The organism is Palaeococcus pacificus DY20341, assembly GCF_000725425.1.
GTDB classification, from domain to species: domain Archaea; phylum Methanobacteriota_B; class Thermococci; order Thermococcales; family Thermococcaceae; genus Palaeococcus; species Palaeococcus pacificus.
Genome location: NZ_CP006019.1, coordinates 727,736 through 751,018, shown reverse-complemented (window position 1 = coordinate 751,018; position 23,283 = coordinate 727,736). Strand labels below are relative to the sequence as shown.

Here is a 23,283-nt window from a genome sequence, read left to right as displayed (position 1 = left end):
ATGATGTCTCAAGCTCCTTCAGGATAAGGAGGATAATGTCAGGATAATTGCTAAAAGCAATTGAAACTGTAGTTAAAAAGCTAGGTCAGCAAAAGAAAGAAAAAAGTAGCCAAGGATACCTTAATATTAAAAAGCAGGCTAATCTTGCCTCTAAACTCTTTCGAGAGATTATTTTAAGGACTCTCAAAAACATATCAAACAAAGTGCCCAGTTAGTACAGATAAGAGAGAATATGCAAAGAAATTAAAAATCAAGCTCCTTGGAGCTTTATAATTGCTTCAGCTAAGTCACCTTTTGTTTCTTCCAAGGCTTTTTTAGCGGCTTCATAATCAGCTCCAGTCTGCTCCATAACGAGCTTTATGTCCTCTTCACTTATGTTTAAGAGTTCTTTGACTTCTTCTTTACCAACTATTTGATAGCTCTTCTCTCCCATTGCAGTGATTACCGTGACAGAGGGCTCTTTGATAACAATTTCCTTGTTTTTCATCCTGATGATGACCTCTTCAACACCTTCAAGCTCCTCCATCTTAATTCCGAGCTGCTTCATCATTCTCTGCATCTGTTTTGGATTCATACCTTTCATTGGCATCATTTCAACCACCACACTTTATTCTCCCAAAAGCTCTTTAACCTTTTTCACTACCTCACCAAGGCCAACAACAAACTGCTCTCCGCTCTCCATATCTCTGATAGTGGCTTTTCCTTCGGCCAAGTCGCGCTTTCCAAGTATTACAACATAAGGAATTCCCTGGGCATTTGCATAGTCCAATGCCTTCCTCAATTTGCGTCCTTGGACATCATATTCTGCTCTAATTCCGCTCCTTCTGAGATCCTGGGTAAGCTCTATTACTTTCTTCCTGACTTCCAGCTCCTTTCCGATGTAAGCTATAAAGACATCACTTCCAATCTTAAGCTCAGGCAAAAGACCTTTGTTCTCCAAGATTGGGATCAAACGCTCTATTCCAATTGCAAAGCCTGTCGCAGGAGTTGGCCTTCCTCCAAAGACCTCTATCAAGTTGTCATATCTTCCTCCACCACCAATTGAGCCTATACCCAGCTCGTTTGGAGCTATCGCCTCAAAGACTATGCTTGTGTAGTAATCAAAGCCCCTCGCAATTCCAAAGTCTATCAAAGCATATTCGCCAACCCCATAAGAGTCCAAAAGTTCGAAAAGCTCTTCGATACGCTTAAGTTCTTCAGTTGCAACGTCGCTCGTAAAGAGCTCGTAGGCCTTGGGCAAAACTTCATCCGGTTTGCCTTTAAGCTCAATCAAAGCCAAAACTTTTTCCACTCCTTCATCATCGAGCCCAAAGTCCTTTAAGCCCTTTACAAATTCTTCTTTCTCTATCTTATCTTTCTTATCGATGAAGCGCATTAGACCTATATCGTCCTTAACACCCAGCATTTTAGCGAATTCATCCAAAATAACCCTATCTCCAACATTAACAGTGAATTCTTTAAGTCCGGTGGCTAAGTAGGACTCGATTAAAAGCGCTATAACCTCCGCATCGGCCTCAACTTTTTGAGAGCCTATGAGCTCAACTCCTGCCTGCCAGAACTCCCTCAAGCGGCCGCTTTGAGGCTCTTCATAGCGGAACATGTTTGTTATGTAGTACCATCTTATGGGCTTTGGAGCTGTTTGGAAAGAGTTCACAAATAATCGAGCGACACTTGAGGTTAAGTCTGGTCTAAGCGAGATGTTCCTTCCACCTTTATCCTCAAAGGCATAGAGCTGATCTACAACCTCCTCTCCACTCCTAAGCTGGAAGAGCTTTGTGTACTCGAAAGTTGGAGTCAAAATCTCTTTAAAGCCGTAGCGCTCGAAAACTTCCCTTATCCTCTCAAATACCCAGCGTCTCTTTGCCATATCCTCTGGAAGCAGATCTCTCGTTCCTTTAACTCTCGCCAACTCTTGCTTTGCCATATCTTTCACCTAACAAGGAAAAAGAAAGAACCCTTAAAAACTTGTCTCTAAACTTCCTAAGCGTTTAAGAGGATGTTCACCAAAATACCTCCGGCCCCCTGGACCATCATCTGAGCACCGATGGCCATCGTGAAGAGACCTATTATTCTAATGAAGACACCCAATGTTGTTTTACTAACATTCTCGGCCACATAAAGGGTTACAAACATTATGAGGGCTGTCGCGAGTATTGCCAAAAATGTTGCTGCAACTGAAACGCTTATGCTGTATTCAGCGGTGAGCGTAATTGCGGTGGTTATTGCTGCTGGACCTGCGATTAGAGGCGTAGCAACAGGAACAGCAGCTAAAGCAAGTATGTTCTTCTCTTTCTTGAGCGTTACCATACCACCGCCTTCTAATGCTTCCAGACCAATTTTAAAAAGCACAAAGCCACCTGCCACCCTCAACGCGTCAAGCTCTATGTGAAAGATATCCTGGAGTATTATTTTCCCAGCTACCGCAAATATAACCAAAAGCAGGAGCCCTATAAAGTTGGCCCTAACTATAAGCTGTTTTATGTCTTCCAAGTGGAAATCTTCCTTCAGCAGTGTAACGAGGAGTATCTTATCACTCGGATCAATCATAATTATCATGAGCAGCGCCGCGCTCAATATTTCCTTTAATCCCACCTCAAGCATGTTCTCACCTCAATCTTCTAGAAAGTTAAAAATAAAAGCGCTCAGTTGGGTAGCGCCAATCACCAATCAGCCAGTGCCGATATCATCATTGCTCTTTTCTTTCTTAACATTTTCATCTATTAAACTTTTCTCGTCTCTTTTTTTAGATTCATGCCTTCTAATGAGCATCACAACGCAATTAAATGCCCTCTTGAGCCATTCCCAGTACATCCCAAGGGATTCCTCGAAGTACTCCCACTTTATCACATCCTTTGCAAAAACTCCTATGGACACTGCAGCTGCAGGAACCAAGGGAGTTGCATAGAAGCTGAATTGCGTCTTTCCCCCCAGAATCCACTGAAGAGCATAAAACGCTATAATACTCCAAAAAGCACCAAAGGGAATGAGAAGCTTCCCCCTCTTCTTTGCAGCGTAAGGGATTGCAAAGATCATTGCCACCATTGCAAGCATTAAAATTGGATCTGTGTAAGCAAATATATCTGGGTTGTAGTGGAAGGGGAAGGGCTTTAGATTTATGAACCACTGCCAGAATGGCGAATTAGCTGGATGCTCTCCCTTAAAGCTTAAATGCCACTTAAACGAGCCCAAAAGTTCCCTAATCCACCTCTCAGCACCTATGGCCACCATTACAGGGATATTGGCAGCTATAAATGCAATGCCCGGGATGAAAACCCCATTTAGGAGCGCATCTATAAGGCTCTTTTCCTTTCTCCGCCAATCACGGAGCAACTTTAAAAAGAACACCGGATATGGAAAGGCACCGTTGAGCTTTGTTGCTGCTGCCAGCCCTATAGAAATTCCGGTGAGACTATCGCTTCCCCTAATCATGAAATATACAAACAGCGCTGTAAAGAATGCAACGTGAATGTCAAGCATTGCAGCTATACCTGTGGCAAAAAGGAGAGGATCTAAAACCACGAAGAAGAATGCTATAAATGATGCTAAATAGCTCTTACTAATCTCATAAGCAGCTAAAAACACTAAAAGAGCGATTATCAAATGGGCGATGATTCCAGGGAGGCGCCAATAAATGGGCTCGTCCTCTATGAGCATGCCGAGCGAGATTATCCCCTTAGCCAAATATGGGTGCTCAGTATTTAGGTAATTTTGGATGTTTTCCTTATCCGGATATTTAAAACCAGGAATCAATGTAACGTTGAGCTTTGAAACACTTTGGAGAAAGCTATTATAGTTCTCTTCAGGAATATCATAGTAAACAGCAGGGAAATTTTCATACTTGACGTAAAGTGTATAGTTGTATTCCGAGGCTATGCGCCATATCTTGAGTCTGAACTTGTAGGCCTCATCTTCGCTCAGTCCTTCAGGGAGTAATATGTTCACACCATAAGAGCTTGTGTTTTCGTTGAAGTAGTGCAGTTCAGCTCCTAAGAGGTGGAGAATATTCCGCGAAGCTGAAACATACCATACCTCGTCGCCTATGTAGTCTTTCAGCTTATTGCTCGAGGCCTCATTGTAGGAGTACCAAAAAAGACTTATAAGAGATAGTGCAATGATAGCAATGTAAATTATTCTTTTAGTTTCTTCCTTCATGGAATCACCGCCCGCTCTTAATGATAATGTCGTTAGGCAAAAGAAAAATAAGAAAGTTTCGATAAAACTAAACTTTATAACCTCAGCCAAAAAGTATTTTTATTAGCGTCCTTAAAGTTAAGGCGGTGGTAGAAGATGAGAATGCTGTTGATACACAGCGATTATTTGGAGTATGAAGTCAAAGACAAAGCTCTTTCAAAACCAGAGGAGATAAGTGAAGAACAGAAGAAAGGAAGGCTCGATGAAGTTCTCGCTGCTTTTATGAGTGTGGAGAAGGTGGATGAGGCTAATCCAGAAGAAATTGTTCAAAAAGCCGTTGAGGAGATAAAAAACGTTGCTTCTCAAGTTAACGCCCAAAACATATTCGTTTACCCATTCGCACACCTGAGCAGTGAGCTTGCTAAGCCCGAAGTTGCACTCGAGATTCTCAAGGCCATAGAAGAAAAGCTCAAAGAAGAGGGCTTCAATGTCAAAAGAGCACCTTTCGGCTACTACAAAGCGTTCAAGCTTTCATGTAAAGGCCACCCCTTGGCAGAGCTTTCAAGGACAATAGTGCCTAGTGGAGAAAAGAAAGAAGAGGAAGTTCCAGAAGCACTAAAGAAGGAAGAAGAGCTTGTAAGTTACTGGTATATCTTAACGCCAGAAGGGGAGCTAATTGAGGTAGATAAGTTTGACTTCTCCGGCCATGAAAACCTCAAGAAGTTCGCCAACTATGAGATAAGCAAGAGCCGTGTGGCCGAGAAAGAGCCAGCTCACGTTAAAATAATGCTCAATCAAGAGCTTGTGGATTACGAAGAGGGAAGCGACCCCGGAAACCTCCGCTACTATCCAAAGGGAAGATTGATCAAATCTCTCTTAGAGAACTACGTCACGGAGCGCGTTATAGAGTACGGCGCAATGGAAGTTGAGACGCCAATTATGTACGACTTCGAACATCCAGCTTTGAAGAGCTACCTCAACCGCTTCCCTGCTCGCCAGTACATCGTTTTGAGCGGTGATAAGAAGTTCTTCCTTAGGTTTGCCGCTTGTTTCGGTCAGTTCTTAATGAAGAAAGATGCTACAATAAGCTACAGACACCTTCCTTTGAGAATGTACGAATTAACGAGGTACTCATTTAGAAGAGAGAAGCGCGGTGAGCTGAGCGGCCTTAGGCGTTTGAGAGCATTCACAATGCCCGATATGCACACGGTTGCAAAGGACATGGAGCAGGCTAAAGCCGAATTCAAGAAGCAGTACAAGCTCAGCATGGAAGTCCTCAAAGGAGTGGGACTTACACCAGAGGACTATGAAGTTGCAATAAGATTCACGGAGGACTTTTGGAACGAGAACAAGGAGTTCATAGTTGAGCTTGCAAAGATAATAGGAAAGCCAGTCTTAATAGAGATGTGGAAGCAGAGGTTCTTCTACTTTGTGCTCAAATTCGAGTTCAACTTCGTTGATACGCTCGACAAAGCAGCTGCTTTGAGTACCGTCCAAATTGATGTTGAAAACGCCAAACGCTATGGCGTTACATTCTACAACGAGGAAGGAAAAGAGGAATACCCATTAATCCTCCACTGCTCGCCCAGCGGTGCCATAGAGAGGGTAATGTACGCTATGCTCGAAAAGCAGGCAAAGCTCCAAGCCAAGGGCAAGAAGGCGATGTTCCCACTTTGGTTGGCCCCAATTCAGGTTAGAGTTATCCCCATAAGCGAGCAATACCTAGACTATGCTCTTTATGTCGCAGGAAAGCTCGAAGGAGCAAAGATTAGAGTGGACGTTGATGACATGAATGAGCGCTTGAACAAGAAGATAAGGAGAGCTGAAAAGGAGTGGATCCCATACATCATCGTGGTTGGCGAGAAAGAGAAGGAACAAAACGTGATAACCGTTAGAAAGAGGGAAGACGGAAAACAGTACGAGATGCAGCTCGAAGAGCTCATAAGAGAGATAAGGCAAAAGACCGAAAGCTTCCCATACAAGCCAAGGCCTCTCCCATTGCTCCTCTCAAAGAGGCCAAAGTTCAGGGGCTGAGCTTTTTGGCTTTTAGCCTCTCAACTTTTCTTCCTTTTGTTACTTGAAGCTCATAGGTTGTTGGCTCAAATCCTTCGAGAGGCGATTTTATCAGGTGGAGTCTCTCCACGATGCCTTCCGAGGTGAGCTTTGAAGTTCCTAGGAGAACATAGTCACTTATACCCGTCACCCAGGCTACAAAGCGCTCCGAAACAACATCCTGGTTTATTGGAAGTATGAGTGTGGAGCCTAGAGCATCAATACTCCTTTGGGCAATTGTTTGATTGAGAAGCTTTAAAGTTTCTTTCTCGCCGAGCATTAGTGATACCCCATCCAACGTATAGACCAGCCTCACGACCTCTTTTCCTTCAATTTTTGCTTTTAGGGTGGAGTATATTAGAGATATTTTTGGATTTATGGTTTCAGGGTCCACAGTATCGAGGTAAAAGACGTTTTTCACGTCCTCCCTTCGTCCATATTTAGAACCAAAGACGTCTATAATAGCAATATTCTCTTTATTCAGTTCTTTCTCCAAGTCCAAACCGATAAATGAAAAAGTTCTAAACATCTTTTGAAGTGGAAAGTTGTAGTTGGAGATGATGCCAAAAGAATTCTGCTCAATGTACTCTGCCATTAGAGCCAAGCTTAAGGCCCAAGCTGATGAGAATTTGTCATAAACAATTGTAATTATTGAATCTCTCATTATCTTATCGCCAAAAATACTCTCCACAACTTTAATCTCACCCCTATCCATCGGTGCCCCTTAATAGAGTCTTACATAACTATTTAAAAGAGCTTCGTTTTCTAACGTAAAGTGATTTAAGTTTGAAAAGGGGGAAGGAATACTAAAAGTCTTCCTCTTCTATGGGTTGAACATCTTTGAACATATCTTTTAGGAAGGCCTTGGCTTCGCTGCTGAACTCGCTCTCCTTAACCTCCTTCCCGAACTTGTTGAAAACTTTACCCTTAATGAAGTTGAGCTCAAAGACTTCGTATTTCTCCTCGCTCTTATCCGTTAAGCTGACACCGTGCCCTTCCATGTGCTTTGCAACACTGTCTATATCAACATACTTTCCGCAGTGCTCGCATTTATAGAACTGCCAAAGAAGATAATCCTGCCCGCTTATCATATTGTTCTTTATGTGGCTCACCATTAAGCCGCCTAGATACTCATAAAAGTCCTCCTGGACGAGGTTCCCATCCTTTTCTATAACCTTAAATCCATGCCAGACTATGTGGTCGTTTATATCCACCAAGAGAGAACGCAAGTAGTTAACACTCAATATGAATGCCCCGTTGTCAATATAAAAAGTTCTTCTATTGGGAACTACAATGACATCAATTCCAAACCCTTCTTTATTCTCACTCATCTTTTCAGCCTCTTCCCTACCGGAAGCGAACCTTATCCTAATCGGCAGCTCACTCTTTTTGTGCACACCGATAATTTTATCCTCAAATAAATCCCATCTATAGTCGTCCAAGCTCCTAACGTTGACATAGGCATTTTTCAGCTCTTGACTCAGCTGTTCGTATCCCATCTATCACCACCTAAGTGCTACTCGTTTTGAAGTTATATAAGCCTTGCCGGAAAAGTTTAAAAACAAAAGCCGCCCCCAGTTTTTCAATCTGCAGGCGGCACAGTTAAAAAGGATAAGGTCACGACCTGAAAAGCCTCTTTAAATTCCTCTCAAATGGTGGATAAACAACGCCTTTTTCCGTTATTATACCCGTCAGGTATTTGTGGGGTGTGACGTCAAATGCGGGATTATAAACATCCACATCGGGGGCTATTCTGCATCCTCCACAAGTTAGCACTTCCTCCTTTGGCCTCTCTTCAATTGGTATTTCCTTTCCACTTTTGAGGCTCATGTCAATGGTTGACGTTGGCGCAACCACAAAGAATGGAATTCCATGCTCTTTAGCCAAAACCGCCAAGGAATATGTGCCAATCTTATTAGCAAAATCACCGTTGGCAACGACTCTATCAGCACCGACTATGATGTAGTCTACCTTCCCCTGCTGCATCACAAAGCCAGCCATGTTGTCGCTTATGAGCTTTAGCCTAATCCCATCATAGTGATACTCCCAAGCCGAAAGGCGAGCGCCCTGCAAAACTGGCCTCGTCTCATCAACCCATAAAAGCTTGAGCTTCCCCTCTTTGTGCATAACTCTAAGGACAGCTCCCACGGTTCCCAAGTGAACTGTTGCTAAGCTTCCAGCGTTACAGTGAGTTAAAACATTACCTTCGTCAAGGATCTCAGCTCCGTAATGCCCCATCTTGAGATTCGCATCAACGTCTTCATCCGCTATTTTGTGGGCTTCGCTAACAATTAAGCGTTTAATGCTCTCCAAGGAATCTTCACGGTGCTCTTCCACAACCTTTTTCACCCTATTCAAAGCCCAAAAGAGATTTACAGCTGTTGGTCTCGTATTCTTGAGAACCTCATAAGCTCTGTAAAATTCATCAAAAAATTCATCCTTGTTTTTTGCCTTACTCGTCTCAGCTAAAAGTGCTAATCCATAAGCAGCTGCCGCTCCAATAGCTGGGGCACCTCTAACTTGAAGCGTTTTTATGGCTCTCGCTACTTCATCAACAGTTTCCAATGCTACAGTTTTAAACTCTCTTGGGAGTAAGAGCTGGTCTATGAGCACGACTTTACCTTCCCTAAACTGAACACTCCTCGGAAGCTTTGTAAGCTCTTCGGGCTTGTACTTCATTCTCACCACCTCCAAAAAGCCTCTCCATTGAAAAATTTAAACTTGTTGGAGGATGTTAATGGTTTAACTGTCCAGTGACATAAAAAAGCAGCATATTGATGTCATATTTTCAAATCTCAAGATTTATCCATGGAGTTTAAACGTTAATAAACGTTGAAAAACTTTCTTTAACAGTTGGAAGGCAAAAAAGCATGAAGAATGCTTTTATTTAAACAAACATGAATTTTTGTTGACGATTTCGTGAAAAAAGCTTAAATAAGAGTTTTTCATAGGAATAAAGTGAGGTGATAAGTATGGTGTGGAAAAAAGTGATAGCATTCGTGTTTGGAGTTTTGGTTTTAGCGAGTTCAGTGCCACTCATCAAGGCCCAGAGCACACAGACAAACAGCTTAAATCTGATAATCCTCGTGAGTGATAATGAAGCCGATTATACATTAGCAGAAAAGCTCGCTGAAAGCTTGAACGTCTCCGTCGTGGTGACTCCATGGGGGATTTACAACCCAAACGTCACAGCGGAGCTAGTCACCGCCAGCCCCGACGAGGTGCTGATTATAGGCGGTCCAGCTGCAGTTCCAAAGGCGTATGAGGAGGATTTAGATGAAGTGGGAATCTCCTATGCGAGACTCTGGGGAAAGAACAGGTTTGAAACAAACATTGCAGTGCTCCAGTATATAATAGAGAACTACCCCGACCTGTTGGAGAACGTCAAAATAGTAATAGCTCATGGGAACGACTTTGGGGCAATAAAGAAAGTAAAAATTTCAAAGATGGTAATACCTGTGTATGTTAACGATGATAACACAGAAGAACAGATTAAGATACTGGCTGTCATCAAAGTTAGCCACGTAATTATAATCAAGACTCCACTTTCAGAGAACGTTACAAAAGAAGTTGAAGTCGAAATCGAAAAGGAGATTAAGGCCAACATAACCGAGGACATGGCTAATATCACAGCTGATGTGGCATGGGAGGCAATTGAAATAGCCGAGAACAAAACGATGCTCGCTAAAACACTTGTCGATGAGATAGACATCCCAAGTGCGGAGAGGCTGCTCGATCTAGCGGAAGAAAAGCTTGAAGAAGCAAAAGAAGCTTATGATGAAGGCAAGTATGGCAGGGCATACGGTTTAGCCACAGCGGCAAAGAGCCACGCAGAGATTGTCATAAGGTTCGCAAACGAGCACGTGGAGAAGGTACTCAAAACAAACCAAACAGCGAAAATCGAAATACAGCTTGAAAAGCTTGAAGAAATAATAGACACTATGGAAGAGTTTGGCCTAAATGTTACTGTCGAGAAGGCACTCCTCGAAAAAGCAGAAGAGGCATACGAGAGCGGGGATTACCAAACCGCACTCCAGACCTTAGATGAGCTTAAAGACATTATAAAGGAGAGGCTGCACAAGGAGAAGCTCACTTTGAGAATGAAATGGAAAGAGAAGAAGGAATACGAAGAGATGGAAAAGCATAAGAAGGGCAGAGAGCACATGGAAGAGAACAAACATGGCGAAAAAGAGGATGAAGAGGACGAAGATGAAGAAAATGAAGAAAGCTGAGCTATCTTCCCTTCCCATATATTTCATTTATTTCCATTAAAAACTCGCTCGCGCTCACGATGTCCCTAACGTCTATGTGCTCGTTCTTCGTGTGGGAGATGTCCAAATTGCCGGGCCCAAAAACTATTGTTCTCGTGCCGTTGTATACGAAGTTTATTGCATCGGTCCAGCTTCTCATAGCACCAAATTCATCTAAGCCTGTTCTTTCCATCGCCTGCTTTGCTATTTGCACTATCTCCTCATCATCCTCAAGCTCATAGCCATCCCATATCTCTGTGTACTCATATCTTAGAGTGTATTCCTCTAAAATTGGTTCGAAGAGGTCTAAAACATCCTCAACTTCTTGATCCGGGAGGAGACGGGCCTCTAAACGCCCTTTGCAGAGGCTGGGTATTAAGTAGTAAGGGTTCTCACATATGAGCTCCTGCAGGCCTACATGCGGATCAAAATACTTGCCCCTCTTCTTAAATGGCTCTAAAGCTTTGAGCTTCTCAAGCATCTTGTAAGTTAGCTCTATAGCGTTTTCACCACTCTCTGGACAAGCACCGTGAGCCTCTTTGCCATCAACCTCGAAGTAAGCCTCTATATTCCCGGCATGGGCTATATGCACTTCTAAGTCAGTAGGCTCTAAAACAACAGCCATTTTGGGTTTATAGCGCTCCATGAAAAGTGCGCTTCCCCTACCCCCATGCTCTTCGTCGCTTACGAAGACCACTCCAACGTTTAGGTCTTGTTTGAGCCTTCTTAGGTTTTCGAGCATTAGGAGAACACTTGCTATGCCGCCTTTTATGTCGCTCGCTCCAGTTCCATAGACCATATTTCCCCTCACAAAGGGTTTAATTCTAATGGGTATGGTGTCCATGTGCACCTCAAAGAAAAGCTCAGCATCAGGGTTTACAACCAAATCTATTATCTCGCCGTCACTCTCTATATGAACATCGTAATCGAGCTTGTGGAGGAACTCCATTATGTGGAGTGCAACTCTATCTTCATGTCCAGACGGGGAGGGAATTTCTAAAAGATGTACCAAAATTTCCTTCGCTCTCTCAGCTTTCAACCTACTCACCAAAATTGGATTGCTTTAAAAGCTTATAAATGCATCTTTAGTTCCTGAACCTTAACAGCACACTGGGGAGTAATCTTATTGGAACTTTGTTGCCCCCCCACCCGATGATTGAGTATCATCAGACTTTCAATACTTCTAAAGTCTTATTGGAACTCCAATTCTCGAAATGGAGGATGTAGAGGAGGCAGCACTTTCAATACTTCTAAAGTCTTATTGGAACCATTGAAGTAAGATCATTTCCTGTTCATCGACGACAGTCTTTCAATACTTCTAAAGTCTTATTGGAACTTTCAAAACAACGCTATTAACTGCATCCATTCCAGCCTTTCAATACTTCTAAAGTCTTATTGGAACAGTCCATTGCTCTCTTAGACCTACAAACATTGCACTGCTTTCAATACTTCTAAAGTCTTATTGGAACTCGATAGAGCCTATACAACTCAATGAGAAGAATGTACTTTCAATACTTCTAAAGTCTTATTGGAACCCAAAGATAAGCTGTGCTGGTAGCCAACCAACGAAATACTTTCAATACTTCTAAAGTCTTATTGGAACCTCAGATTCTTGCCACTCTTGAAACAAAACACTCCACTTTCAATACTTCTAAAGTCTTATTGGAACCAGGCTCAACGTATGATGAAGAGCTTCCCTCTTGCAAGCTTTCAATACTTCTAAAGTCTTATTGGAACAAATCTACTCATGCTATCGCCCTCCTTCCTCTTTGCTTTCAATACTTCTAAAGTCTTATTGGAACTTGGTGGATAGTTTCAGCAGTGATTAGTCTAAATGCCTTTCAATACTTCTAAAGTCTTATTGGAACAGAAGAAGGAGCGTGAGAGCCGTTAAGGAGGTGGTGAACTTTCAATACTTCTAAAGTCTTATTGGAACTTTGTATTGAGTTCATTATTGATTCCATCAGCTGTAACTTTCAATACTTCTAAAGTCTTATTGGAACTTTGTATTGAGTTCATTATTGATTCCATCAGCTGTAACTTTCAATACTTCTAAAGTCTTATTGGAACTTTGTATTGAGTTCATTATTGATTCCATCAGCTGTAACTTTCAATACTTCTAAAGTCTTATTGGAACCTTGCGCTTCCTTTCTCTGCTTCATGAAACCCGTATCTTTCAATACTTCTAAAGTCTTATTGGAACGAGGAGTTGAAGTTCGTGAAGGAGCTTGAGAAAGCAGTCTTTCAATACTTCTAAAGTCTTATTGGAACACGTCTTAAAAGATAATTAGCCCGCTCCGCCCGCGTCTTTCAATACTTCTAAAGTCTTATTGGAACGAAAAACCAGAACAAATCATAATCGAGCTCCTGCGGCGCTTTCAATACTTCTAAAGTCTTATTGGAACACGCTTTGAACTTTTAGATACTCTTGAACTCTCAGCTTTCAATACTTCTAAAGTCTTATTGGAACTGGGAAGAAGAGGAGCCTCCTCGTCTTAATCCTGAGCTTTCAATACTTCTAAAGTCTTATTGGAACTAAGCCCCGCAATCTGCTTTTCAACTCTAATCAAGCTCTTTCAATACTTCTAAAGTCTTATTGGAACGTTCACACGCTCAGTTATCAGCGTGAATGTTCCAGACTTTCAATACTTCTAAAGTCTTATTGGAACCAAACTCCTCCTCGCTAGTAGTCCAAGAGCCATAAAACTTTCAATACTTCTAAAGTCTTATTGGAACCTGCTGAAACTTCAATTAACTTCTCCACAATGAGCTTTCAATACTTCTAAAGTCTTATTGGAACCATGTACCTCGCCATCTCTGTGGGTGTATTCGCCAGCTTTCAATACTTCTAAAGTCTTATTGGAACCTTTTCCTTAAGCCACTCGACCGCTTCTTCTATTGTCTTTCAATACTTCTAAAGTCTTATTGGAACTTTCTCTCAATTTTTGGGACTTTCTCAATTAATCTCTTTCAATACTTCTAAAGTCTTATTGGAACTCAGCATCACAAATAGCAAAAGAGTTAGGAATATCTCTTTCAATACTTCTAAAGTCTTATTGGAACCAACCCAATCAAATCTTTTCTTTCAACCTTCATCTTCTTTCAATACTTCTAAAGTCTTATTGGAACGCAGCCTTGAACTCCTCCTCATAGTGCTCTGATGAGCTTTCAATACTTCTAAAGTCTTATTGGAACCTTCAAACGCCTTAATAATCCTTCTAATATGTCTTTCTTTCAATACTTCTAAAGTCTTATTGGAACGTTCTGCCTGTCCATTCAGAAACATAATCATGTCCCCCTTTCAATACTTCTAAAGTCTTATTGGAACATAGTGCGCTTGCGTGTTCTTTAGCTTCAATTCTTCGCTTTCAATACTTCTAAAGTCTTATTGGAACCCTTCCTCTCCTCAAGAGCGCAGTTGTGCGCCCTCTACAATTCTTTCAATACTTCTAAAGTCTTATTGGAACATCCAAGTCCCAAAATTCCTCGCATTCGTCCTTGTGCTTTCAATACTTCTAAAGTCTTATTGGAACCTGCTGCACAGCAGGGGCAGGCTCAGCTACCATTTCCCTCTTTCAATACTTCTAAAGTCTTATTGGAACAGCAACCTGGCCAAAGACTATGAGCCTGGTTTCAGCCCTTTCAATACTTCTAAAGTCTTATTGGAACTTAGTTAGCTATGGCATAGTAGCAGGATCAAAAGCCCTTTCAATACTTCTAAAGTCTTATTGGAACTCTCATTTGAGAACTTCGCAGTTGTAACGACAAATGTCTTTCAATACTTCTAAAGTCTTATTGGAACAGCATGATAGGCTTTTTAGCAAAAACGAAGACTTTACTTTCAATACTTCTAAAGTCTTATTGGAACCTCAAGAGCGCCGATAATCCTCAAGACGTGCTTAGATACGCTTTCAATACTTCTAAAGTCTTATTGGAACTCTCCATCATGGACAGGAACGTTTTATCTCTATGATTACGACTTTCAATACTTCTAAAGTCTTATTGGAACGATCTATACTAAAACGAGGGAGGCACTTAATGTTGTCCTTTCAATACTTCTAAAGTCTTATTGGAACCAAACACTCCTTTGAGCTACTTCATGCTAAAGATGACTTTCAATACTTCTAAAGTCTTATTGGAACCGGATCTCAATCTCAATGTGCTGCAACGCCTTGAGTGCTTTCAATACTTCTAAAGTCTTATTGGAACTAATATCTTTGCAAACTTTGCACCTCTCACGCCAGAGCTTTCAATACTTCTAAAGTCTTATTGGAACCACTTTTTCAACTACCCACTCCGCAACCTGCCCGATCTTTCAATACTTCTAAAGTCTTATTGGAACCTCGAAATTCCTAAAAATTCCACAAAGTTCTCCGCGTTCTTTCAATACTTCTAAAGTCTTATTGGAACTTTCAAAAGCCGACAGTGAACTAGAAGTCTCTACAACTTTCAATACTTCTAAAGTCTTATTGGAACTCTTTTGAACAATTCAAAGAGCTAGACATTATTAAAACTTTCAATACTTCTAAAGTCTTATTGGAACGCTGTTCTTCTTCTTTGAACTCTTCTTTTTCCCCAACTTTCAATACTTCTAAAGTCTTATTGGAACAGGAGCAGATTTTCCTTTAAATCTCTAATAGGGAACTAAATGGGCTTTAACTATAAAAGTCTTATGGCAAAGGGGTAAAAAATTAAGCTCTAAGTGGCTCCAAATTCAAACATTATATAATCGCCAATGTAAAAGCTAAAATTTCAAAAAAAGCCTTTAGAATAATGAACGAGAATGTTCATAAGACTTCCAACGGCCAAACAAAGGCCTAAGCTCAGCAATATCATTTAGAAAGTCCTGAAATTAAAAAAGGCCAGTTTTTTATGAGGATGTCTATAAAAAGAGCTCTCTCAACCCCCGGTTTCAAATGTATATATTTAAAACGTTATAAAAATCGATGAGATTTATACCAAAAAGTGATTTAATAACCTTGAATTACTAAACACTCACAATGTATTTTTAGAGTCTTATTCATTAAAATATAACCAGAATAGCTAGAGTCGAGAAAAACAAAAATTTAGAGCTTGCATCGAAAAACCTTCAGTTAGGGTTTCTCCCACCATAACTTTCTAACCCTTGCTTTCCCCTTCGTGACATTTACAATGGTCTCAATCAACCCATCAGCTTCCCCTTTTCTTATAGCCACTTTAAAAGTAACGAACTCGTCGTAGTGCTCCTCCACGACTTCTCCTTTACCTTCAAGGGTGCTTTTAACAGTGTGAAACAGGCTGTAAGGAAAGCGCACCTCAAAGTATTCCTTCTCATAGACCTCAAGAATTCCAGCATTTTCTATTGCCCCGCTCGCTGTCTCTGAATATGCCTTAACCAAACCGCCATAGCCGAGCTTAGTCCCACCAAAGTATCGCGTCACAACGACAACAACATTGCTGAGGCCTTTATTTTGAATAACCTTGAGAACAGGCTTCCCTGCACTTCCCTTTGGCTCTCCATCATCGTCATAGCGCACCGCAAACTTCGATCCATCATTAATTAGATATGCCGAAACGTTATGTGTAGCGTCGCTGTGGTAAGCTTTAATCTTTGCTATGAATGCCTTTGCTTCCTCTTCGCTCTTAGCTGGCGAGGCATAACCTATGAAGACCGAATCTTTGAAAGTTTTTTCAACAGTTCCGATTCCTTTGAGTGTTCTATAGCCCTCCATACCCACCACTAGAAATTGTTCCGTTGATGTTTTAAGGTTTTCATACTACTTATTATTATGCACATAATCAAAGACTTAAAAAGCGAGCTCGCAGCTCTCAAGGAGTTTCCACCAAAGGAAGCTGCTTACGATGAGTTCAACTTTAAAAATCCCCAAGTAAACCAGCTAGTCCGGAATTTAGGTTTCAAACTCTATAAACACCAAGCTGAAGCTTTAAACGCTCTCTATTCTGGAAAGAACATCGTCGTTACAACCCCAACAGCCAGTGGGAAAAGTGAGATATTTCGCTTATCTATTTTTGACAACTACCTCTCCAATCCCTCCAATACTTACCTCCTTGTTTATCCAACGAGGGCTTTGATAAACAACCAGTATGAGAAGTTTTCTCTCGAGAACTTCCACTTCTTTCAAACAACGGGGAAGATGATAAAAGCTAAAATTCTCACGGGAGATGTAGAGTGGAGCGAGAGAAAAGCACTCTTAAGAGAAAAGCCAAGGGTAATTTTTACAACGCCAGACATGCTGCATTACAACATCCTTAAGAACCAAAAGCAGTACGACTGGCTTTTGAAAAACCTGAGGTTTCTCGTTGTCGATGAGCTTCACATCTACCGCGGCGTCTTTGGAACGAATGCTGCTTACGTCTTTAGGCGGCTTTTAAAGGCGTTAAAACACTTCAACACAAAGTTCCAAATCATAGCTCTCTCAGCAACACTTAGAAACCCTAAAGAATTCGCTGAGAACTTTTTTGGCATGCCTTTTGAAGCGATAACCAAAGCGACCAACCCATTTCCTAGGCGCCATTTAATCCTCTTTGAGCCCAGGAGATTGAATGAAATGCAGCTTTTAAGGGCCGTTGTAGAAAAGCTTGCTGAGAAGGGGATTAAAACCCTCGTTTTCTTCGATTCAAGGAGGGGCACTGAAAAGCTAATGCGCTTCCTTCTCTCCTCTCCAGCAGTTTACAAGACCTCAACATACAAAGGAACTCTGCCAAAAAACATCCGCTGGGAGATTGAGCGCGACTTTAAAGAAGGAAAGCTCTTAGTTTTGCTCACGACAAATGCCCTCGAATTAGGCATAGACATCGGCGATTTAGATGCTGTCATCAACTATGGAATCCCTCCAGACGGGCTTTTCTCCCTAATCCAGAGGTTTGGAAGAGCTGGCCGCTCAAAGGAGAGGGAGGCTATAAACGGCATCGTTTTGAGAAAGAACGGCCTTGACTATTATTATAAAGAGCACTTGGACGAGCTCGTTGAGCGATTGGAAAATGGAATAATTGAATACATGCCGGTCAATTTGAAGAACCGTTTGGTTGTCAAGAAGCACCTCCATTACCTCCTGAGCGAGCTTAAAGTCCTCGACTGGGATGAGCTAACAGATTTTGAAAAAGAGGTTGCTGAAGAACTCATAAAGGAAAAGAAGGCAAAGATTTATCACAATCCGCTAACGCAGAAGAAGGAACTTAGAATTTTGAGGCCTGTTTTTAGCTATTCATCAATCAGAACAGCGAGCGATGAGAGCTATTACCTCATTTTAGATGAGCACTGGATAAGGTATAATCTGTTGGAGAAGGGAAGCATGAGTGAGCTCCTCCGCTTCATAAACTGGCTCAAGATGAAGGGATACATCATTGAAGAGGTTGACAAGCCCGAATACTACCGCTCTCTCCTTCCGGGAATGGCCTACTTCTCAAGAGGCGAGCTGTATATGGTCAAAGACAAGCTGAGCATTGGGAAGTTCCACTTCATATTTGCTAAAAAGCTCAATCGCTTTTGGGAGGTTGAAACGTTTGCCTCAAAGAGAGAAGAAGTCGAGATTCTTCAAGTTTACGACAAAAAGCTTTACAAAGGCGTTGAGATTCATATCGGCCGCTTAAGGGTAAAGCATATCTATTGGGGCTATGTTGTTAAGGGAAAAAGCGTTCCGCTTTATCTTCAAGAGCTGAGCAAACTCAAAGAGGAGGGTATTTTGAAAGGAGAAATTTACTCGCCCCTTATGGGTGAAGGGGAAAGTATGGATGAAGAGGAGTGGAGCATACTCAACTGGGAGCTCTTCGCTAAGGTTGAGTTTGATACGCCATTGGAGAGGGAGTTTGAGACGGATGGAATTTGGCTCATCTTCCCGGACGGGATTAGGGAAGTTGTGAGAGAAGAATTTCATGAGTTCCTCAACTTTGCCGTGGAGCGAGATAAAGGCGATTTAGCCTTTGGCCTTTATGAGCACTTAGACAGAAAAAAGCTCTTTCCGGAGCTGTTGGGAGCAACGACTTACTACATAAGGAAAACAATAGGCGAAGCGTTGAAAAAGGCTAAAAATGAAGATGAGGAGCTGGTTTTAGCAGTAAAGAAGATGATTGACAGCAAGGACGGCATTGGGAACGGACTGCATGCGATAGAGCACAACATGATTAAAATTGCTCCGATTTTCACCTATGTTGATTCGAGAGAGCTTGGCGGCTACAGCTATGAGAGCTTTCCAAATCCACCTCATGTTGGGAGGCCTCTCGTATTTATTTACGACGGCAATGAAGGCGGCTTTGGCTTAGCTGAGATTTTGTATGAGAATGTCGAAAAGCTGATGGAGCGGAGTTTTGAGCATCTTAAAAAGTGTCAATGCAGGGATGGCTGTCCTCTCTGCGTCTATTCACCTAAGTGCGGCACGTTCAATGAGTTTCTTGATAAATGGCAAGCGATAAAGATTTGGGAAAAGGCTTTGAAGGAGTAAATTTCACTATTCCCTTTATCCCCTAAGCGTGGCTATGAGCTTTTTCTCATTGAGCAGCAGAGCCATAGCATCTTTTACGTCTTTTACAACAATATCGCTCGCCAAGAGAGCATCAACGCTTGCTCCTTCTTCACCGATAACGCAAATGCCGAGCTCGCTCATTTCAAGCATTCCAACGTCGTTATTGCCGTTTCCAACGGCTATATATGGGGCATATTTTTCAGCCTTCTCCTTTTTGTCTTCTCCACTCCTAACACGCTCGATTTTAACGTTGAGGCCCTTAAATTCTTTTTCAAGCGTTCCAAATGTGTCTGCACTTAAGACCACAACGGTGTATCTTTCGCTGAGCCGCTCTAAGAGCCTCTTCACTTCCTCACTTATCCTTCCCTCAACCCCTAAAGTTCCGTTTAAATCGAAGAGCACAGCTTTAGCCTCAATTTTTCCATAGTTTGGGATCTCCATGCTATCACCACATAGAGAAGGATTTAAAGGGTCTTAAGGTTTATCCAAAATCAGGTGATAGTATGAGGATTGCGTGGGGCATAAGCGGCGCAGGCCACCTCTTAAAGGAGAGCATTGAGGTTATGGAAACGCTCAGCGGGAAGCACGAAGTAAAAGTTTTCCTCTCCCGGGCTGGTGAAGAGGTTGCCAGGATGTACGGTGTATTGGAGCAAATAGGAGATTTTCCTATTGTCAGGGAATCAAAACAGGGTTTTGCTTTTCCGCCCTGCGGTGCCTTCAACCTAAAGAGGTTTGACGTTTTTGTGATATCCCCTGCAACTTCAAACACAGTAGCAAAGATCCGCCTTGGAATAGCCGACTCTCTCCTCTCGTGCTGTGCATCGCAGGCACTGAAGAGCAAAGTTCCTCTAATTTTAGTCCCGACAGACTCAAAGCACATCGTGGAAACGAGGGCACCAAACGGCCAAGTCTTTATGATTTACCCGAGAAAAGTGGACTTGGAGCACTTAGAAGCGCTTAGAGATGAGGGAGTAATAATTTTAGAGCACCCAAAGGAGGTTCCGAGAACACTTGAGGCTGCCAAAGAAGGGGTTAGGAGGGTAATAAAACTGGACTAGAAAAATAGTTGAGAGAAATCAGCTCTCTCCAAATATCTTCTCAAGCATCCACTTCTCATCATACTCCTTTAGGTCATCATAGCCCTGACCAACACCTATGAAGAGTATTGGAGCACCAATTGCGTGTCCTATGCTCAAAGCGGCACCGCCCCTTGCATCGGCGTCGAGTTTGGTAAGCACTACTCCATCAATTTTCACTGCTTCGTTAAATTGTCTCGCCTGCTCGATTATAGCATTTCCAGCCAGAGCATCACCTACAAAAATCACCAAATCAGGCTTTGTAACTCTAACTATCTTCTTCATCTCATCCATGAGGTTTCTGTTGAGCTCGTTTCTTCCTGCAGTGTCTATTAACACAACATCAATTCCCTTCGCCTTTGCGTGGTGAATGGCATCATAAGCTACCGCAGTTGGGTCCGCTCCATAACGGTGCTTGATTACCCTCACACCAACTCTCTTTGCGTGCTCCTCAACTTGCTCTATTGCACCAGCTCTAAACGTGTCGCTCGCTGCTATGACAACGCTCAACCCATGCTTCCTTAGATAGTTGGCGAGCTTCGCTATTGTAGTGGTTTTTCCGCTTCCGTTGAACCCAACGAAGGCTATAACATAGGGTTTCTCAGTTTTGCTCCTTATCTCTTCAATGATGTTTATCTTCCTTTGAGGTGTCAGAACATCAAGCACGGCTTTTTCAACGGCATCTTCAACTATCTTTCTTTTATTTGTTCCAATTTTCACCTTCCGGCCGACAAGCTCTGATTTAATTCTCTCTTTAAGCTCTTCAACAACCTCAAATGCAACATCTGCCTCCAAAAGCTCCCATTCAAGTTCATCTAAAGCATTATTAACGTCTTTCTCACTTATTTCTGTTTGAGCAACCTTATCAACGAATGAGTTTAACTTTTCCTTTAGCTTTCCAAACATTTCACATCCCCCATAGAAGGATTGCAAAAATATTTATAAGCTCTCTCATTCAATTGGCTATGGGTTTAAAAAGAAGGAGGTTATGCTCATGAAAGTGGCAAAAGGAGATGTTGTAAGGCTCCAATACACAGGTAAAGTTAAAGAGACTGGCGAAGTCTTTGACACCACGAGCGAAGAGGTTGCAAAGGAAGCTGGAATCTACAAAGAGGGCGGAGTTTATGGACCAGTGCCCATAATTATAGGGGCTGGACACGTTTTAAAGGGCCTCGACGAGGCTTTGGAAGGCTTAGAAGTCGGCAAAAAGTATGAGATAGAGGTTCCTCCTGAGAAGGGCTTTGGAAAGAGAGACTTCAAGCTCATAAAGACTCTCACTTTGGGACAATTCAAGAAGCACGGGGTTTACCCATTCCCCGGCCTTGAGGTCGAGATTGATGGAAAAAGAGCGAGGGTTTTAAGCGTTTCAAGCGGAAGGGTGAGGGTAGACTTCAACCACCCCTTAGCTGGAAAGACCCTCGTCTATGAGGTCGAGATTACAGAGAAGGTGGACGACCCAATTGAGCAAGTTAAGGCCATGATAGACCTAAGATTGCCAAAGATTGACATGGAGAAGGTGCAAATCGAAGTCGGCGAGAAGGAAGTCATAATCGACTTTGGAGAACAAGCTACAGACCCAAGACACATGGCTCTGGGCGAAATACTCCTAGAGGCGGACCTCAAGGCTTTGGGCTACGAGAAGATAGAGTTCAAGCCAACAGTTGAGGACCTATTGAAACCACCAGAACTTCAAGTGGAAGCCGAAGAAACAGAGGAAGCCCAAGAGGAGCCCAAGGAAGAGCAAAAGGTCGAAGAGATCAAAGAAGAAGTGCAGGAAGAGCCAAAAGAAGCTGAAGAAGCCGAAAAGAAGGAAGAGGAAGCTGAAGAGAAAGAAGAGTGATTTTCCCTTTTTCTACTCTTCTTAATATTGAGTTGCTTTTCTAAAGGGAAAGATTTTTAGGAAAGTTCCCCCTTATAGAGGGTTATGTCGAAGACCTATGTCCTCTACGCAGTCTCGCTCATTTTCATAGCATTAAACTGGCGTCTCGGTAAGAACATCTACGAGTGGGCTTTTTATGATACACTCTTCTACTTGGCTTTACCCTTAATTTTAGCATATCTCCTCGGCTTCAAACCAAAGGAGCTCGGTTTTAAACTTGGAAATAGAGAAGGATACAAGTGGGCTTTGGCTTTATTCTTTTTAACGCTCCCCCTGAGCATTTATGCCTCCACTCTAGAGAGCTTTAAGAACTTTTACCCCATTTTTACCTACTCGTCATGGAGAGATTTTCTCCTAAAAGAGTTGCTTATCGGAGCGATAATGCTCTCTCATGAGGCATTCTACAGAGGAATTCTCCTCTTTCCCTTAGCTAAGAAAAACGAATGGATGGGAATTCTAGCACAGAATATTCCATATACGCTTATCCATATCGGAAAACCACCACTTGAGCTCCCTTACTCATTCATAGCAGGTATAGTTTTTGCGAAAATGGACTTGAAGAGCGAGAGCTTCCTCCCGAGCTTTCTCCTCCACTGGATTGGGGCTGTAGTTTTTGACATTTTATGCATAATTGCATAAAAATTGAATTATTTAATTAAAGAATTAAAGTTTAAGTCCAAAGAATTTCACCGTATTCTCTTCAGTTTTTTGCTCAACTTCTTCAAAGCTAAGCCCCTTGAGAGTAGCGACTTCCCTTATAGCAAAGCTCACGTTCCAAGGCTTATTTCTTTCGCCTTTAACTGGGCTCATATAAGGAGCATCTGTCTCCACCAATATGCCCTCAAGCTCTACCTTTTCAGCTGCTTCCCTAACCTCGGGAATAAATGCTATTCCCGTGTTTATGCCTATATAATGTCCATTCTCTGCTATCTCTCTCGCTAAGAGGACATCGCCGCTGTAGGAGTGGAAATAAGCCTTCACGCCAGCTCGTTGGATGGCTTCAAAAACCTCCTTTTCGGCTTCTCTCGCGTGGAGCACAACTGGTTTATCAAGCTCAACCGCTAAGTTGAGGAAGTGGTGAAATATCTCCCTCTGAGCTTTCCTTTCAGCCTCGCTCTTAGCATAGTAAAAGTCTAAACCTATCTCGCCAATGGCGTAAATCTCATCCGAATGTTCCAAAATAAAAGCATCCACTTTTTTCACTTTCTCCCAGTTGCCTCTTCTAGCCTCATTTGGAGCGTAGCCGAGCGTAGGTTTAACAAAGTCAAAGTGCTCTTTAAGGAGCTCCCAGCTCTTCCAAACGTGGAACTTCCGGTACTCCGTTATAGAGTCCACTACTGCCTTAAGGCTCCTTCGGCTCTCCTCTATAATAAGCGGAGCATCTCTCTTAAACATCTCAATATGAGCGTGAGCATCTATCATAGCACCACCAAACC

At 42.3% G+C, this 23,283-nt stretch carries 18 protein-coding genes and 1 CRISPR repeat array; of the genes, 6 read left to right on the top strand and 12 right to left on the bottom strand.

The features are described 5' to 3' along the window. Positions 1-250: 250 nt before the first annotated feature. The 4 genes from PAP_RS04240 to PAP_RS04225 form a co-directional block, all read right to left on the bottom strand. Positions 251-583 (bottom strand): nascent polypeptide-associated complex protein, encoded by a 333-nt coding sequence (locus PAP_RS04240; protein ID WP_201769549.1) that lies wholly within the window; start codon positions 581-583, stop codon positions 251-253. Between the two features lie 24 nt (positions 584-607). Beyond that, positions 608-1,924, bottom strand: a complete 1,317-nt coding sequence (hisS, locus tag PAP_RS04235; RefSeq protein WP_048164848.1) for a histidine--tRNA ligase — start codon at positions 1,922-1,924, stop codon at positions 608-610. A 56-nt stretch (positions 1,925-1,980) separates the two neighbouring features. Continuing rightward, entirely contained in the window at positions 1,981-2,601 is a 621-nt protein-coding gene (locus PAP_RS04230) for a MarC family protein (protein ID WP_048164847.1), read from the bottom strand. A 66-nt stretch (positions 2,602-2,667) separates the two neighbouring features. After that, a complete protein-coding gene (locus PAP_RS04225; protein WP_048164846.1) occupies positions 2,668-4,152 on the bottom strand; it encodes a phospholipid carrier-dependent glycosyltransferase in 1,485 nt (494 codons plus the stop codon). Positions 4,153-4,287: 135 nt separating this feature from the next. Between PAP_RS04225 and PAP_RS04220 the strand changes: the two genes are divergently transcribed. Next, complete coding sequence (locus PAP_RS04220) at positions 4,288-6,165, top strand: threonine--tRNA ligase (RefSeq protein WP_048164845.1); 1,878 nt, start codon at positions 4,288-4,290, stop codon at positions 6,163-6,165. Here the strand turns inward: PAP_RS04220 and PAP_RS04215 are convergent. The 3 genes from PAP_RS04215 to mtnA form a co-directional block, all read right to left on the bottom strand. Beyond that, a complete protein-coding gene (locus PAP_RS04215) occupies positions 6,155-6,898 on the bottom strand; it encodes a hypothetical protein (protein ID WP_048164844.1) in 744 nt (247 codons plus the stop codon). The genes PAP_RS04220 and PAP_RS04215 overlap by 11 nt on opposite strands. Positions 6,899-6,989: 91 nt before the next feature. Then, a complete protein-coding gene (locus PAP_RS04210; protein ID WP_048164843.1) occupies positions 6,990-7,682 on the bottom strand; it encodes a TBP-interacting protein in 693 nt (230 codons plus the stop codon). 118 nt (positions 7,683-7,800) lie between these two features. Continuing rightward, positions 7,801-8,868 (bottom strand): S-methyl-5-thioribose-1-phosphate isomerase, encoded by a 1,068-nt coding sequence (mtnA, locus tag PAP_RS04205; protein ID WP_048165934.1) that lies wholly within the window; start codon positions 8,866-8,868, stop codon positions 7,801-7,803. 287 nt (positions 8,869-9,155) lie between these two features. On the opposite strand from mtnA, the gene PAP_RS04200 reads away from it, so the two are divergent. Next, the gene (locus PAP_RS04200) at positions 9,156-10,415 is read left to right on the top strand and encodes a cell wall-binding repeat-containing protein (RefSeq protein WP_048164842.1); all 1,260 of its coding nucleotides are present in this window, start codon (positions 9,156-9,158) and stop codon (positions 10,413-10,415) included. A gap of 1 nt (position 10,416) precedes the next feature. Here the strand turns inward: PAP_RS04200 and PAP_RS04195 are convergent, their stop codons facing one another. Beyond that, positions 10,417-11,472, bottom strand: coding sequence for a M20/M25/M40 family metallo-hydrolase (locus PAP_RS04195; protein WP_048164841.1), 1,056 nt, complete (start codon positions 11,470-11,472; stop codon positions 10,417-10,419). A 132-nt stretch (positions 11,473-11,604) separates the two neighbouring features. Next, positions 11,605-15,042: a CRISPR direct-repeat array (repeat unit 30 nt; unit sequence CTTTCAATACTTCTAAAGTCTTATTGGAAC). A 484-nt stretch (positions 15,043-15,526) separates the two neighbouring features. Further along, the gene (locus tag PAP_RS04190) at positions 15,527-16,144 is read right to left on the bottom strand and encodes an IMPACT family protein (RefSeq protein ID WP_048164840.1); all 618 of its coding nucleotides are present in this window, start codon (positions 16,142-16,144) and stop codon (positions 15,527-15,529) included. Positions 16,145-16,201: 57 nt separating this feature from the next. Between PAP_RS04190 and PAP_RS04185 the strand changes: the two genes are divergently transcribed. After that, positions 16,202-18,871: a DEAD/DEAH box helicase gene (locus PAP_RS04185; protein WP_048164839.1), complete on the top strand. Its 2,670-nt coding sequence runs from the start codon at positions 16,202-16,204 to the stop codon at positions 18,869-18,871. A gap of 15 nt (positions 18,872-18,886) precedes the next feature. Here the strand turns inward: PAP_RS04185 and PAP_RS04180 are convergent, their stop codons facing one another. After that, a complete protein-coding gene (locus PAP_RS04180) occupies positions 18,887-19,333 on the bottom strand; it encodes an HAD family hydrolase (RefSeq protein WP_048164838.1) in 447 nt (148 codons plus the stop codon). 62 nt (positions 19,334-19,395) lie between these two features. Here PAP_RS04180 and PAP_RS04175 point away from each other — a divergent pair, with 62 nt between their 5' ends. Beyond that, entirely contained in the window at positions 19,396-19,950 is a 555-nt protein-coding gene (locus PAP_RS04175; protein WP_048164837.1) for a flavoprotein, read from the top strand. A gap of 18 nt (positions 19,951-19,968) precedes the next feature. On the opposite strand, the gene ftsY is transcribed toward PAP_RS04175, so the two are convergent. Beyond that, a complete protein-coding gene (ftsY, locus tag PAP_RS04170; protein WP_048164836.1) occupies positions 19,969-20,874 on the bottom strand; it encodes a signal recognition particle-docking protein FtsY in 906 nt (301 codons plus the stop codon). Positions 20,875-20,962: 88 nt separating this feature from the next. Here ftsY and PAP_RS04165 point away from each other — a divergent pair, with 88 nt between their 5' ends. Continuing rightward, on the top strand, positions 20,963-21,808 hold the full coding sequence (locus PAP_RS04165) for an FKBP-type peptidyl-prolyl cis-trans isomerase (protein ID WP_052649067.1): 846 nt from the start codon (positions 20,963-20,965) through the stop codon (positions 21,806-21,808). A gap of 84 nt (positions 21,809-21,892) precedes the next feature. After that, complete coding sequence (gene mrtA, locus PAP_RS04160; RefSeq protein ID WP_048164834.1) at positions 21,893-22,486, top strand: CPBP family archaeomyxosortase MrtA; 594 nt, start codon at positions 21,893-21,895, stop codon at positions 22,484-22,486. 24 nt (positions 22,487-22,510) lie between these two features. Here mrtA and PAP_RS04155 read toward each other — a convergent pair whose 3' ends face one another. Further along, a complete protein-coding gene (locus tag PAP_RS04155) occupies positions 22,511-23,269 on the bottom strand; it encodes a YchF/TatD family DNA exonuclease (RefSeq protein WP_048164833.1) in 759 nt (252 codons plus the stop codon). Between the last annotated feature and the right edge of the window lie 14 nt (positions 23,270-23,283).